We start from the raw sequence: 12,997 nt of genomic DNA on the forward strand, positions 1-12,997 counted from the left end.
TGCGCAATCAAGCCATGCTTATATACGCCATTAGTTGTTGTAAATAAGTCATCAATGTATCGCTACATAAACGAAACAAAGTCGTGATTAGACTTGATTTTTAACACTAATCAGCATATTTTCACCTTACGTGGTCAGACCTCTATTAGGTAAACAAAGATGAATATTCTTTTATGGTTAGTCACCGTTATCGGTGCAATTGGAATTGTTAGTTTTCTACGATTGAGATTGCTTAATGCGTGTATTTTAGTGGGCGTCGCATTATTCATTGGAACCACATTTGGCTATGTCGGTTTCTTCACTTGGTTGATTTTTTTAGCCATTGCTATCCCGCTTAATATTGACTCAATGCGTCAACAATATCTAACGAAGCCGATCTTACGAACCTATCGCAAGATAATGCCGGAAATGTCCAGTACAGAACAAGAAGCAATTGATGCCGGCACGGTATGGTGGGATGGTGAAATATTCAGTGGTAACCCAAACTGGCGTAACCTGCATAGTATTGCGCAGCCAAAACTTAGCCCAGAGGAACAAGCCTTTTTAGATGGGCCGGTAGAAGAAGTCTGTCGTATGAATGACGATTGGGAAGTCCATCACAAACGGGCCGATCTCTCACCTGAAACTTGGCAGTTTCTTAAAGACAATAAGTTTTTTGCCATGATCATTAAAAAGAAATACGGTGGCTTAGAGTTTTCTGCCTACGCTCAGTCAAGAGTCTTGCAAAAGCTATCAGGCGTTAATGCCGTGTTGTCCACAACAGTGGGGGTACCAAACTCATTAGGTCCAGGTGAGTTATTACAACATTATGGGACTAAAGAACAACAGGATTATTATTTGCCTCGCTTAGCTGAAGGTAAAGAAATCCCTTGCTTTGCGTTAACCGGTCGTGAAGCGGGATCTGACGCTGGCGCCATTCCTGATATCGGTGTGGTGTGTAAAGGTGAATGGGAAGGAAAAGAAATCGTAGGAATGCGATTGACCTTTGACAAACGCTATATCACGCTGGCGCCTGTCGCGACTGTGGTTGGTCTTGCGTTCAAATTAGTTGATCCTGATGGCTTACTTGGTGCAGAAAAAGAACTTGGCATAACCTGTGCGCTTATACCTCGGGACACCAAGGGTTTAGAGATTGGTAATCGCCATTTTCCACTGAACGTACCTTTCCAGAATGGCCCACTTAAAGGAACTGATATTTTTGTTCCTATCGATTACATCATCGGTGGCGAGAAAATGGCTGGGCAAGGTTGGAAAATGTTGGTTGAATGTTTATCCGTAGGGCGCTGTATCACCCTACCCTCAACTTCAGCTGGTGGCGCCAAAACCATGGCATTGGCCACAGGTGCATATGCTCGAATTCGACGACAATTCAGAATGCCGGTGGGCAAAATGGAAGGCATTGAAGAGATGCTTGGTCGAATTGGCGGTAACGCCTATTTGATGGACGCTGTCACCTCTTTATCAACCAAAGGCGTCGACCTTGGCGAAAAGCCCTCGGTCATCTCTGCGATCTGTAAATATCATCTTACCGAAAGAATGCGTTCAGTGGTTAACGACTCAATGGACGTCCACGGCGGTAAAGGGATCATGTTAGGGCCAAATAATTACCTTGGACGTGCTTACCAAGGGGCACCGATCGCAATCACCGTAGAAGGAGCCAACATACTCACTCGTAATATGATGATTTACGGGCAAGGCGCGATCCGCTGTCATCCTTTTGTACTCAAAGAAATGTACGCGGCGTCTAATCAAGATCGCAGTCAAGGATTGGAAGAGTTTGACCAAGCGATCTTTGGTCACATTGGTTTTGCAATGAGTAACTTTTTCCGTAGTTTGTGGTTTGGTCTTACCGGTGCCATCACGGCAGACGCGCCCTTTAGCGATCAAACCAGCGGCTACTACCGCTCAATGAAACGTTACAGCGCAAACTTAGCGTTACTGTCTGACATGGCTATGGGTGTGTTAGGCGGAGAGTTAAAGCGTCGGGAGCGATTGTCGGCCAGATTAGGCGATTTACTCAGTTATTTATATCTGGGGTCGGCAGTCCTTAAGCGCTTTGACGATCAAGGCAGACTTAAAGAAGATCTGCCACTGATGCATTGGGCTATGCAAGACTGCTTGTCATCGCTTGAAACATCGATGGATGAGTTGTTACGGAATTTCCCAAACAAACCGCTAAGCTTGTTTTTACGTCTGGTCATTATGCCCTACGGTAAAACATACGCTCGCCCTTCAGATGATATTGATCATCAGATTGCGACCCTCTTACAAACGCCCAGCGAAGCAAGAACTCGTTTGGCTCAGGGTCAATATCTTGGCAGAGATGAAGGTAATCCAATGGGCGCCTTGGAACAAATATTAGATGATATTTTAGCCAGCGAACCCTTGTATGAAAAAGTCTGCTTGGCAGCAGGTGAGAAATATCCGTTTACTGATTTAGATGAGATTGGCAAAAAAGGTCTCGAACTAGGCGTGTTAACCAAAGAAGAGGCGGCATTGATGAAACGTGCTGAGCAAGGGCGTTTAGATACCATTAATGTAGATGATTTTGAAAACGAAGAGTTAATCGCGGATAAATCATTGCTAAAACCTAAACGTAAGCCACGCAGTAAAAAAGCAGCTTAGCCGTTGACGAGACTATAACCGATTAAAAAGCCTCTTACTAAAGAGGCTTTTTGTTATCAAATATGGCTTGTTTGTCAATGTCGCTTAAAAAAGCCGCCGCGACTCCATTGCGCTGAACTTGCTGAAGTACAGATGGAGATAATCCCAAAGTAGTATGAGCAAGGTTATATTCATGCGCTATATCAATGTTGGACACTGCCGGATCATCTGTTGCCAGTGTCACGATAATATCATGCTTTAAAAATATCGGCATAGGATGCTTTCTCAGATCTTTGACCGTGGCAGTTTGATAATTTGAAGTCGGGCAAGATTCTATCGCAATATTATTTTGCGCCATATATTGCATTAACTTCTCATCTTCACTGGCAGCGACAGCATGACCTATTCGTGTTGCCCCGAGTTTGTATATCGCGTTCCAAATACTTTGCGGACCATCAGCCTCTCCGGCATGCACCGTTATTTGCCAATTGGCATCTCGCGCCAACTGAAAATGATTAACAAATAACTCGGCTGGGTAGCCAAGTTCATCACCGGCGAGATCCAAAGCAGTGATATCGTCTTTATGTTGTAACAAAGCGTTGAGCTCATCCATACAAGTTTCAGCGCCAAATGTGCGGCTTAAGATCCCAATCAAATTTGCTTTTACGCCAAACTCCTTTTCACCCGCTCTCACCCCGTCAATAATCGCTGCAATTAATTGCACCATATCAAGGTTATGGGATTTTGCCATGTAGTAAGGAGAAAATCGCAATTCTACATAATCGAGACGACTTTGTTGTGCATCGCGCATATTTTCATAGGCCACTGTGTAGCACGCGTCATAATCAGCCAGCACCGAAACCCCAACATCAAGCTTTTCAAGAAAAGCCATTAAATCACTGGTCTTGTCATGGATCTGGGTAAGCTGCTCGATATCTTGCAAGGTGTTTGCTGGTAATTTAAGACTGTGCTTTTGTGCTAATTGCCAAATTGTTTGCGGCTTTATATTGCCATCCAAATGACGATGTAAATCGACCAACGGAAGTGAGTAATCTATCATTAACGCGCCTTTTTATCGTTTTATATCAATAAGCTGAATAACAGTGTTACATATCAGAATGTAATTTTTCTACCAATAACACAGCTTGTGTTCGAGTATTTACTGACAGCTTTTTAAATATGACACTGATATGCGCTTTTACGGTTGCTTCTGTGACCTGCATTTCTTCAGCAATTTGTTTGTTTAATTTGCCCGCTTGCAAACAGGTTAAGACTTCAAATTGTTTTGGAGTGAGTGCAGCCACTTTTGCGGAAATCTCTTTTTGCTCTTGGCAAACCCCTTCATATTGATCCTGTAACTCTGACGGTATCCAAGTATCACCAGCTAAAACCGCTTGAATCGCCTTTACGACAGTATCGATTGCAGCCACTTTGGATACAAATGCGTTGGCCCCGTAACCCATTGCTTTAGCTACTGTTTGCGGGGAATCACTTGCAGAGATCACCATGACTGGAAGATTAGGAAAGCGTTGGCGAACTTGTATCAGGCCATTAAAATCTTCGCACTCTGGCATATTTAAATCTAGCAATACGAGTTCTATCCCCGTATGACTTTGAATGGCTGCCAATGTACTGCTTAAATTATCAGACTCAACAAACTGAGCGCCCTCAAATCTTGATTGAAGCGCCGCTTTGAGTGCTTCTCTAAACAGTGGGTGATCGTCCGCGATGAGAAAATAGGCCATCAAACTTCCTAATTGATAAATTCCTTATTAATGTCGCTAAGTCTAACCAGTTCGCTTATAAAGCCAACTATTTTTTGATTTATTGTCGTTAATATACGTTGAATTTAGATGATATTTGCCTGCAGTGGAACTGGCGGGTAGAATCACGCTAATTTTCTACGAGTAAATTTAAATGAATCACCGAGACGCCATTTATTCACAGCCTAAAGCACAGATAAAAGACTTTTGCTTTGACGACTCGGTCGCGCAAGTTTTCCCTGACATGATCCAACGGTCGGTGCCTGGTTACAGCACCATTATTGATAACATTGGTCAAATTGCCAGCCGCTTCGCGCAACAAAACTCGGCTATCTATGATCTCGGTTGTTCTTTAGGCGCTGCCACACTGGCAATGCGCCGTATGGTTAAAAAAGCAGATTGCCAGATTATTGCGGTAGATAATTCAACTGCCATGGTGGAGAAATGTAAGCTGCATCTCAATGCGTTTAAGTCGGATATACCGGTTGAGATCAGATGTGAAGATATTCTAGATACACAGATACGCAATGCCAGTGTCGTGGTACTCAACTTTACCTTACAATTTATCGCCCCGGAACATCGTAACAGCTTGATTCAGCATATATATGATAATTTGCTGCCCGGTGGGGTGTTGGTGCTATCTGAAAAATTACGAGATAAGCATCAACCAATGGACGAACTAATGATTGAATTGCACCATGAATTTAAACGCAGCAACGGCTACAGCGAATTAGAGATAAGTCAAAAGCGTTCGGCTTTGGAAAATGTCATGTTATTAGATACCCAACAAGATCATGAAAACCGACTTAGAACGGCCGGGTTTGCTGAGATAGCGACTTGGTTTCGCTGTTTTAATTTTATGTCTATGGTTGCGGTGAAATAACCTATGGCAATTTCCTGGTTCAACCAATTCTACAAGTACATAGCAGATACTGAACTAAGCCCTTGGCTTGAGGTGCTACCTGCTCAACTGGCTCATTGGGAAAAAGCGCAACTGCATGGCGATTTTGCCAAATGGCGAAAACTAATCAGTAAGCTCCCCGCGACCAAAGTCACTCATCTAGAGTTAAAAAATGCCGTAGAGATGGGCACTTCAGATGACATTGATGATTATACTCAACGCCAAATAACCGGCTTACTACAGCAATTTAAACCGTGGCGCAAAGGTCCGTTTAACGTCCACGGGATCCACATTGACACCGAATGGCGCTCAGACTGGAAATGGCAACGGGTGCTACCTCACCTTGCTCCATTAGCGGGAAAAACCGTATTAGATGTAGGCTGTGGTAGTGGTTATCATCTGTGGCGTATGCGTGGTGAACAAGCCAAAACAGTTATTGGCATTGATCCTTCTCAGCTATTTTTAATGCAATTTCAGGCAATCAAGCATTTCAACCCAGATCCTAATGTCCATCTGCTTCCCATCGGCGTTGAGGATCTCATCCCATTAAAGGCCTTTGATACGGTTTTTTCTATGGGGGTGTTGTATCACAGACGCAGTCCGATCGACTTTCTCACCCAATTAAAATCACAGCTTCGAGCGGGTGGACAACTTGTACTAGAAACCTTGGTTGTCGAAGGCGATGAAAACACCGTGTTAATGGCAGGAGATCGCTACGCGCAAATGCGCAACGTCTGGTTTTTACCCAGCACTGCAGCACTAACAGTCTGGCTTTCCCGATTAGGCTTTAAAAATATCAAAGTGGTTGATGTGGCAGCAACAACCACTGACGAGCAACGCCGCACTGATTGGATGGACAGTTTATCGTTGGCAGATTTTCTCGATCCCAAGGATCCCACTAAAACGATTGAGGGCTATCCCGCTCCTATTCGGGCAATTCTGACTGCGGAATTGTAGCTTTGGATTCCCAACGTTGCCGAGCTTGCGTATCTGAATCCTTTGCCTGTACCCATGTAGCGGAATCTCCCGAGTATTCTTTTTTCCAAAAAGGTGCTTGGGTTTTCAGATAGTCCATTATAAATTCGCAGCCTTGAAATGCAGCGTGACGATGAGCGGCACTGACACCAACGAAGACGATTTGATCGTTAAGCGCTAACTGACCAATCCGATGTACTATTCGAACGCCTCCTAAGGGCCACCTTGCCATTGCTTGCCGGGCTATCTCAGCTAAACTTTTCTCGGTCATACCGGGAAAATGCTCAAGAAACAATCCGGTCACATCTTTACCTAAATGATTGTCTCGTACTAAGCCAACAAAGGTTACTATGGCACCTTGTGAACAGTGATTTTGCCTTAGCGCTTGATATTCGTATTGCTGATCAAAATCAGCTACCTGCACACTGATGTTGATCTTTGACGACTTGTTAGTTTGCTCTGACATTGCCCCTACCCCCCCGTTACTGGAGGAAAAAAGGCAACCTCATCGGTGCTTGTGATCTCCTGTTTGTCATCACACAGCGTTTGATTAACCGCAACCAACAGGTCACGTTGATGTAACACCTCAAACCAAACCTCGCCACGTTCAGCGAGCTCCTGACGCAACAGTAAAATATTTTGGGGTGGCGAAGTAACGCTTATTTGTTGTGTTGCTAAGCGCTCTCTGACTTGGCCAAAAAACAAAACCTTCATGACGCTCCTACTCTGATCCTTTGATATTTACTCATCACCATGCTGCCAATCAGCACTTTTACCACCTTGTTTATTCATGACTTTTATCTCACCAATGACCATATTAGGATCAACCGCTTTACACATATCAAATAAGGTAAGCGCGGCCACTGAAACAGCCGTTAAGGCTTCCATCTCAACCCCAGTTTGACCAGACAACTTGCACACCGAGGTAATTAATACGCGGTTATTAACCTCATCGATAGCAAAATCAACTTGCACTTTTGACAACATGAGCGGGTGACATAAGGGTATTAAATCTGCGCATTTTTTAGCGCCCTGAATACCGGCAATACGAGCCACTGAAAACACATCACCTTTGGCATGTTCGGCATTCGCAATCATCTTCAAGGTGTCTGCTTTCATTGCAACATAGCCGGTAGCGCAGGCTTGCCGGTAAGTTACCTGTTTATTTGATACATCGACCATATTCGCCTGACCAGACTCATTAATATGGGTTAACGTTGCACGTTGAGTTTCTTTCTCAGTCATATTAGCCTCTCGAATCACACGCTTTGGCGTGGGCTGTGGTTAAATGCACCACAAAGTTACAGGGGCGATGCGTACTATCTAATTGCTCACGTAAAATGCCATTCCAAGCGGTTTTGCATGCGCCAGTAGAGCCAGGCAGACAACAAATAAGCGTGCCGTTGGCCATACCTGCGATAGCCCTAGATTGCACGGTAGAAGTGCCAATTTCTTGATATGATATATGCCGAAATAACTCGCCAAAACCGTCGACTTGTTTGTCGAATAAGCAAGCTATCGCCTCTGGAGTACTATCGCGTTCAGTAAAGCCGGTTCCCCCAGTACAGACTACAACTTGTACTTGATCACTGACAATCCAATTACTGACGATTGCGCGAAGCTGGTATTTATCGTCTTTGACAATCGCTTTTTCATACACATGATGTCCAGCCTGCTCGATTGCCTGACAAAGAAATCGCCCTGATGTATCCGTTTCCTCATCACGGGTATCAGACACGGTGAGTACGGCAATATTAAGTGGGATAAATTGTGAATGTGCTGGCATTAAGTCTCCTGAGAAGTTGATCGCTTCATGAAAAACGTCGCTGTGCCGACTGTTTAAATGTGAGCCACTGTTCGGGCGTATTTATATTGTAAAACGGCGACAATTGCGCATTTTGATTGCTCGATGGTTGAAGCGCAAGTTGCTTAAACTGAAGTTTTGCCAAAAGTAATTTAAAGGCGTAACAGCGACTCGAGAGTTGTTCTTCAATAAATTGACTGAGTTGTTGGGTAAAGGGTATATAGGCAGGCAGATAGCTTTGCTGGTAACAACAAGTCGTTTCGTGTGACTGCCCATATTGTCTTAACAGACGTAACTGTTCACTGTCTATCAATGGCATATCAACAGGTAAAACAACCATCCCTTGATAGTGTGCCGCAATTGGCTCGTGGACAATCGAATGGATTGCCGATAAAGGACCACAATTAGCCACTTTATCTGCCAAAGCAGATTCAATATGATTGGAACTCACCACGACGTTATCAACGCCTGATTTGATTAATACATCACAGGCGAGCGAAACCAAATCCCGCTCACCTATGCAAAGTTGTCCTTTGTCTTGTCCCATTCGAGAGGATTTGCCACCGGCTAATACAAAGCCTAATGTATCGGAAGACGCGAGGTCTTCGGTGCGGCTGTCACAGTGCTTATTAGTCACCCTGATTACCCACCAAGCATCGCCAAATGTTGAGTTGCGCCAGTCATCCCTTGATCCAACCAATGACTGGCTTCTTTGTCACCTAACAGTTCAACCAACTGTTGCTCAAAAGCACTATCAGAGTCCATGCTTAAGTAAGGCCTGATATCCAGTCCTTGTTCGGCAAATAAACACAAGTGCAATTTACCTGTAGCACTGATACGCAAACGATTACAAGTAGCACAGAAATCTTTGCCATAAGGCATGATCAAGCCTATCTCGCCTTGGTAGTCAGGGTGTTGAAACTCTTGCGCTGGCCCTGCGGTTAACGCTCTTTGCTTAAGCTGCCAACCTTGCTCGAGTAAGGTTTCCTTAATCGGTTGCGCAGCCACATGCTGTTGATTAAAAAAGGTGAGATTATTGCCGGTTTGCATCAATTCGATTAAACGAAACGTCACCGGCTTGTGTTTTATCCAAGCCAGAAACGAATCAATATCGTTACCATTATATTGGCGCATCAAAACGCCATTAACTTTCACTTTGATACCAAGAGAAATCGCAATATCAATGCCTTGTAAAATGGTATCGAGTTTGTCGTTACCGGTAATGCTGGCAAACTGCCGAGGGTCCAGACTATCAATACTGACATTCAAAGAATTTAGTCCGGCATCAACCCAGCGGTGAATTTGCTGTGGAAGTCGATAACCATTAGTGGTCATTGCCACGTGTTTTATGCCGGGTGTTTTGGCACAAATTTCAATAATTTCAGGGAGGTCTTTACGTAACGAAGGCTCACCACCAGTAAGGCGAATTTTACTGGTGCCAAGGCGGGCAAAACCAGTACAAATTCGCTGTATTTCTTGTTGACTCAGAAAGTCACGATCAGAGTCACACTGATAGCCATCAGGTAAGCAGTATTCGCAACTAAAGTTGCACACATCAGTAATAGACAGCCGCAAATAGTGGAAGCGACGCCCAAATTTGTCTTCTAACACAATAAACACCTTTCCAAAGTCACAATTGCCAAAATGGCACTTGTGTAACGGGAGGCAAATCGGTTTCCCTTTTTACCCTGGCGACACACTTATGTCGCGGCCACACCACCCTATAAGGTTACTTAGGTGAAGAGGCTCGGAGTTTGCTAATCGCTAGTAATGTTAATAAAACTAACTAGCACCTTTGCATTTAACCTCAGTTGCCACCCAAAACGCAACAGGCGCTCGCGTATATCAGATAAAATTTAACAGGCTAACATTCTCCAAATTGTTCGTACCATTGCCAAAATTAGTATTGGCATGGATGTTGATGGTCTACTTTTAAACTCATGTATAAAGATAACGTTCAAAAGGTTAAATTTGCATACTCATCCTGCAACAAAGCGTTTAATTAGCGATTTTATCGAGCAACATCAGTTGGACAGTCAGTTTGCGACCATTGCGCTAAATTGGTTCATCCCTGTCGCTGAAACACTTTATGTGCACCATGAGCGTGCAAATAACCCGCTTTTTGTCGGGATAAACGGTTGCCAAGGTTCAGGAAAATCTACGTTAAGTCAGTTTTTGCACCAATACCTTGAGCAATGCAAAGGTTTGTCTGTTGTGAGTATGTCACTTGACGATTTTTATCTCAGCCACAGTGAACGGATGGCGTTGTCGATTAAAATTCACCCTTTACTCGCCACACGCGGTGTTCCGGGCACTCACAATACTGATTTAATTCAAACCGTATTGTCGGCTTTGAGCACGCAACAATCAGCAACCATACCAAGGTTTAACAAAGCGACCGATGATCCCTGCCCTACATCTCAGTGGCAGTCAGTCACCGGTAAAGTCGATATCGTGTTATTTGAAGGCTGGTGTTGGGGGGTATTACCTGAGCAGTCGAGTGCATTGCTGGCGCCGATGAATGATCTAGAAAAGGAACATGATCCTTTAGGTGTTTGGCGGGGTTATGTGAATCAACAAATTAAAGAGCACTATGTGCCCTTATATCAACAAATGCAGTTTTGGATGCAATTGAAAGCGCCCTCGTTTAACTGTGTTTACCGTTGGCGACTGCAGCAAGAACAAAAGTTAGTTGATGCGTTTACGCAAGATGGTGTTCTTCCTTGTGAAGCTACAAAAGGTATAATGCAAGCTCCACAAATCGCGACTTTCATTCAACATTATCAGAGATTAACCACTCATAGTCTAAACAGCATGGCAAAAACCTGTGACTTGGTTTTAGAGCTTGACGAACTACGCAACATCATTGCATCTAAGGGGCTGATATGAATAGTCAGTACCTAATTTTTACCGATATGGATGGTACCTTATTGGATCATCACACTTACAGCCATGAACCTGCTAAAAACACGTTGAAGACTTTAAAGCGGCTTCAAATACCGGTTATCCCTAACACCAGTAAAACCTTTGACGAAATGCTCGTACTCAGAGAGCAAATTGGCCTGACCGGCCCTTTTATCGTCGAAAATGGCGCCGCTATTTTTATTCCGCATGCTTTTTTTAAACACAAGCCCGCAAATACCCAATGGATAAACGAACATTGGCTACACCAATTTACGTCAAAAAGATCCCATTGGCTGAACTTGCTAAATCGTTTAGAGCATGATTTTTCAGGGCTATTTACCCATTTTGCGAATATGGATATCAATGAAATTTGCGAGGCCACAGGACTTTCTCCAGAGCAAGCCCAACGAGCAGCGAATAGGCATTACGGAGAACCTGTATTGTGGTTAGGTGACGAACGACAAAAGCAACTCTTTATTCAGGCAGTTCGAGCGATGGGGGCCTCCCCACTCATTGGTGGTCGGTTTATTCATATCTCGGGGGAATGTAATAAAGGCATCGCTATGCGATGGCTATGCAACGAATATAGACGTCAACATCCAGATAAACTATGCACCAGCATTGCATTGGGTGATGGTAACAATGATACAGCCATGCTAGATGCTGCTGATGTTGCTGTAAGAATAAAATCACCTACCCATGACTTTCCCCGCCTAAATAGGACCCAGAACACCCTTGACTCAATTTCTGAGGGACCTAAAGGATGGTCTGAAACGGTGACCCACATTTTAAATTTAACTTCATAGGAGGCGCGACATGGCTGATTTTTATCAGAACGGCATAACCACGACCTTACATAATTTATCTAACCGCCCAGTTGAAGAGATTGAATCCGAATTACTGACCTTTTCAAAAAAGCGTCCATTAGGCTTGCTGTTGCCATCGTTATTTTCTGAATTAGAAGGTAAAGCGATGCCGAAGATTACAGAGCAGATAAAACAGGTACCTTATCTCAATGAAATAGTCATAGGATTAGACCGTGCAGATTTAGCCCAATACAAACATGCTCTGAGGTTTTTCAAAGATTTACCACAACATCATCGCATCTTATGGAATGATGGCCCACGACTTAAAGCCTTAGATGCTGAACTCGCCAAAATGGGACTGGCGCCCAAAGAGATGGGCAAAGGCCGAAACGTGTGGTATTGCATGGGTTATATACTTGCTACTGGTCGATCAGAATCCATTGCTCTGCACGACTGTGATATTTTAACTTATGATCGTAGCTTACTCGCAAGGTTGATTTACCCGGTCGCGAACCCGCTCTTTAACTACGAGTTTTGCAAGGGTTTCTACGCACGCGTTGCCGATGGAAAAATAAACGGCAGAGTGTCTCGATTACTTGTGACTCCTTTACTTCGAGCGTTAAAGCGCACTGTTGGTAACAATGAATATTTAGAATATATGGACAGCTTCCGCTATCCATTAGCGGGGGAATTTTCGTTTCGCCGCGATGTACTCAATGACATCAGGATCCCAAGCGATTGGGGATTGGAAATCGGGGTACTATCAGAGATGCACCGTAATTACTCTCACAACCGCTTATGCCAAGTGGATATTGCAGACAATTACGATCACAAGCATCAAGATCTGTCTTTGCACAATGATCAAGGTGGCCTCTCAAAAATGTCAATTGACATCACTAAGGCATTATTTCGAAAATTAGCGACACAGGGATTTACCTTTTCTACCGAGTCATTCCGTACTCTCAAAGCCACCTACTTTCGAATCGCCTTGGATTTCATTGAAACCTACCACAATGATGCGTTAATGAATGGTCTGGTATTGGATATTCATAGTGAAGAAAAAGCCGTCGAAATGTTTGCGCAGAATATAATGAAAGCAGGTCAGAGTTTTCTAGATAATCCTATGGAGACACCCTTTATTCCGAGCTGGAACAGGGTTAGCAGTGCCATCCCTGACTTTTTAGACAGGCTTAAAGATGCCGTTGAATTGGATTACCAAGAGCACAAACAGTAAAGGAGC

The 12,997-nt window shown here is 43.9% G+C and carries 14 protein-coding genes and 1 riboswitch; of the genes, 6 read left to right on the forward strand and 8 right to left on the reverse strand.

The window, feature by feature from the left end:
* Positions 1 to 159: 159 nt before the first annotated feature.
* Complete coding sequence (gene fadE, locus ABD036_RS01285) at positions 160 to 2,625, forward strand: acyl-CoA dehydrogenase FadE (protein ID WP_343855814.1); 2,466 nt, start codon at positions 160 to 162, stop codon at positions 2,623 to 2,625.
* Between the two features lie 37 nt (positions 2,626 to 2,662).
* Here fadE and add read toward each other — a convergent pair whose 3' ends face one another.
* The gene (gene add, locus ABD036_RS01290) at positions 2,663 to 3,664 is read right to left on the reverse strand and encodes an adenosine deaminase (protein ID WP_343855816.1); all 1,002 of its coding nucleotides are present in this window, start codon (positions 3,662 to 3,664) and stop codon (positions 2,663 to 2,665) included.
* Between the two features lie 46 nt (positions 3,665 to 3,710).
* The gene (locus ABD036_RS01295; protein WP_343855818.1) at positions 3,711 to 4,349 is read right to left on the reverse strand and encodes a response regulator; all 639 of its coding nucleotides are present in this window, start codon (positions 4,347 to 4,349) and stop codon (positions 3,711 to 3,713) included.
* A 172-nt stretch (positions 4,350 to 4,521) separates the two neighbouring features.
* Between ABD036_RS01295 and cmoA the strand changes: the two genes are divergently transcribed.
* Positions 4,522 to 5,250: a carboxy-S-adenosyl-L-methionine synthase CmoA gene (gene cmoA, locus ABD036_RS01300; RefSeq protein WP_343855819.1), complete on the forward strand. Its 729-nt coding sequence runs from the start codon at positions 4,522 to 4,524 to the stop codon at positions 5,248 to 5,250.
* A gap of 3 nt (positions 5,251 to 5,253) precedes the next feature.
* Complete coding sequence (cmoB, locus tag ABD036_RS01305) at positions 5,254 to 6,225, forward strand: tRNA 5-methoxyuridine(34)/uridine 5-oxyacetic acid(34) synthase CmoB (protein WP_343855821.1); 972 nt, start codon at positions 5,254 to 5,256, stop codon at positions 6,223 to 6,225.
* On the opposite strand, the gene moaE is transcribed toward cmoB, so the two are convergent.
* From moaE to moaA, 6 genes are all read right to left on the reverse strand, one after another.
* Positions 6,194 to 6,709, reverse strand: a complete 516-nt coding sequence (gene moaE, locus ABD036_RS01310; RefSeq protein WP_343855822.1) for a molybdopterin synthase catalytic subunit MoaE — start codon at positions 6,707 to 6,709, stop codon at positions 6,194 to 6,196. The two genes, cmoB and moaE, sit on opposite strands and share 32 nt — an antisense overlap.
* A gap of 5 nt (positions 6,710 to 6,714) precedes the next feature.
* Positions 6,715 to 6,957: a MoaD/ThiS family protein gene (locus tag ABD036_RS01315; protein ID WP_343855825.1), complete on the reverse strand. Its 243-nt coding sequence runs from the start codon at positions 6,955 to 6,957 to the stop codon at positions 6,715 to 6,717.
* Positions 6,958 to 6,984: 27 nt separating this feature from the next.
* Positions 6,985 to 7,488: a cyclic pyranopterin monophosphate synthase MoaC gene (gene moaC / locus ABD036_RS01320; RefSeq protein ID WP_343855827.1), complete on the reverse strand. Its 504-nt coding sequence runs from the start codon at positions 7,486 to 7,488 to the stop codon at positions 6,985 to 6,987.
* Position 7,489: 1 nt separating this feature from the next.
* Complete coding sequence (gene moaB / locus ABD036_RS01325; RefSeq protein WP_343855829.1) at positions 7,490 to 8,029, reverse strand: molybdenum cofactor biosynthesis protein B; 540 nt, start codon at positions 8,027 to 8,029, stop codon at positions 7,490 to 7,492.
* A gap of 25 nt (positions 8,030 to 8,054) precedes the next feature.
* On the reverse strand, positions 8,055 to 8,684 hold the full coding sequence (locus tag ABD036_RS01330) for a molybdenum cofactor guanylyltransferase (protein ID WP_343855831.1): 630 nt from the start codon (positions 8,682 to 8,684) through the stop codon (positions 8,055 to 8,057).
* Between the two features lie 5 nt (positions 8,685 to 8,689).
* On the reverse strand, positions 8,690 to 9,658 hold the full coding sequence (moaA, locus tag ABD036_RS01335) for a GTP 3',8-cyclase MoaA (protein WP_343855833.1): 969 nt from the start codon (positions 9,656 to 9,658) through the stop codon (positions 8,690 to 8,692).
* Positions 9,649 to 9,812: riboswitch (molybdenum cofactor riboswitch) on the reverse strand. (Overlaps the previous gene by 10 nt.)
* Before the next feature lie 206 nt (positions 9,813 to 10,018).
* Between moaA and ABD036_RS01340 the strand changes: the two genes are divergently transcribed.
* The 3 genes from ABD036_RS01340 to ABD036_RS01350 are packed head-to-tail and all read left to right on the forward strand — an operon-like array spanning position 10,019 to position 12,991.
* On the forward strand, positions 10,019 to 10,936 hold the full coding sequence (locus tag ABD036_RS01340) for a kinase (protein ID WP_343855835.1): 918 nt from the start codon (positions 10,019 to 10,021) through the stop codon (positions 10,934 to 10,936).
* Positions 10,933 to 11,757 carry an HAD-IIB family hydrolase gene (locus ABD036_RS01345; RefSeq protein ID WP_343855837.1) on the forward strand — a complete coding sequence of 275 codons (825 nt, stop codon included), beginning with the start codon at positions 10,933 to 10,935 and terminating at the stop codon, positions 11,755 to 11,757. Before ABD036_RS01340 ends, ABD036_RS01345 begins: the two co-directional genes overlap by 4 nt.
* Positions 11,758 to 11,767: 10 nt before the next feature.
* Positions 11,768 to 12,991 (forward strand): glycosyltransferase family protein, encoded by a 1,224-nt coding sequence (locus tag ABD036_RS01350; RefSeq protein WP_343855839.1) that lies wholly within the window; start codon positions 11,768 to 11,770, stop codon positions 12,989 to 12,991.
* Positions 12,992 to 12,997 lie beyond the last annotated feature (6 nt).

Origin of the sequence: Aliiglaciecola litoralis, assembly GCF_039523355.1 — a bacterium.
Lineage (GTDB): Bacteria > Pseudomonadota > Gammaproteobacteria > Enterobacterales > Alteromonadaceae > Aliiglaciecola > Aliiglaciecola litoralis.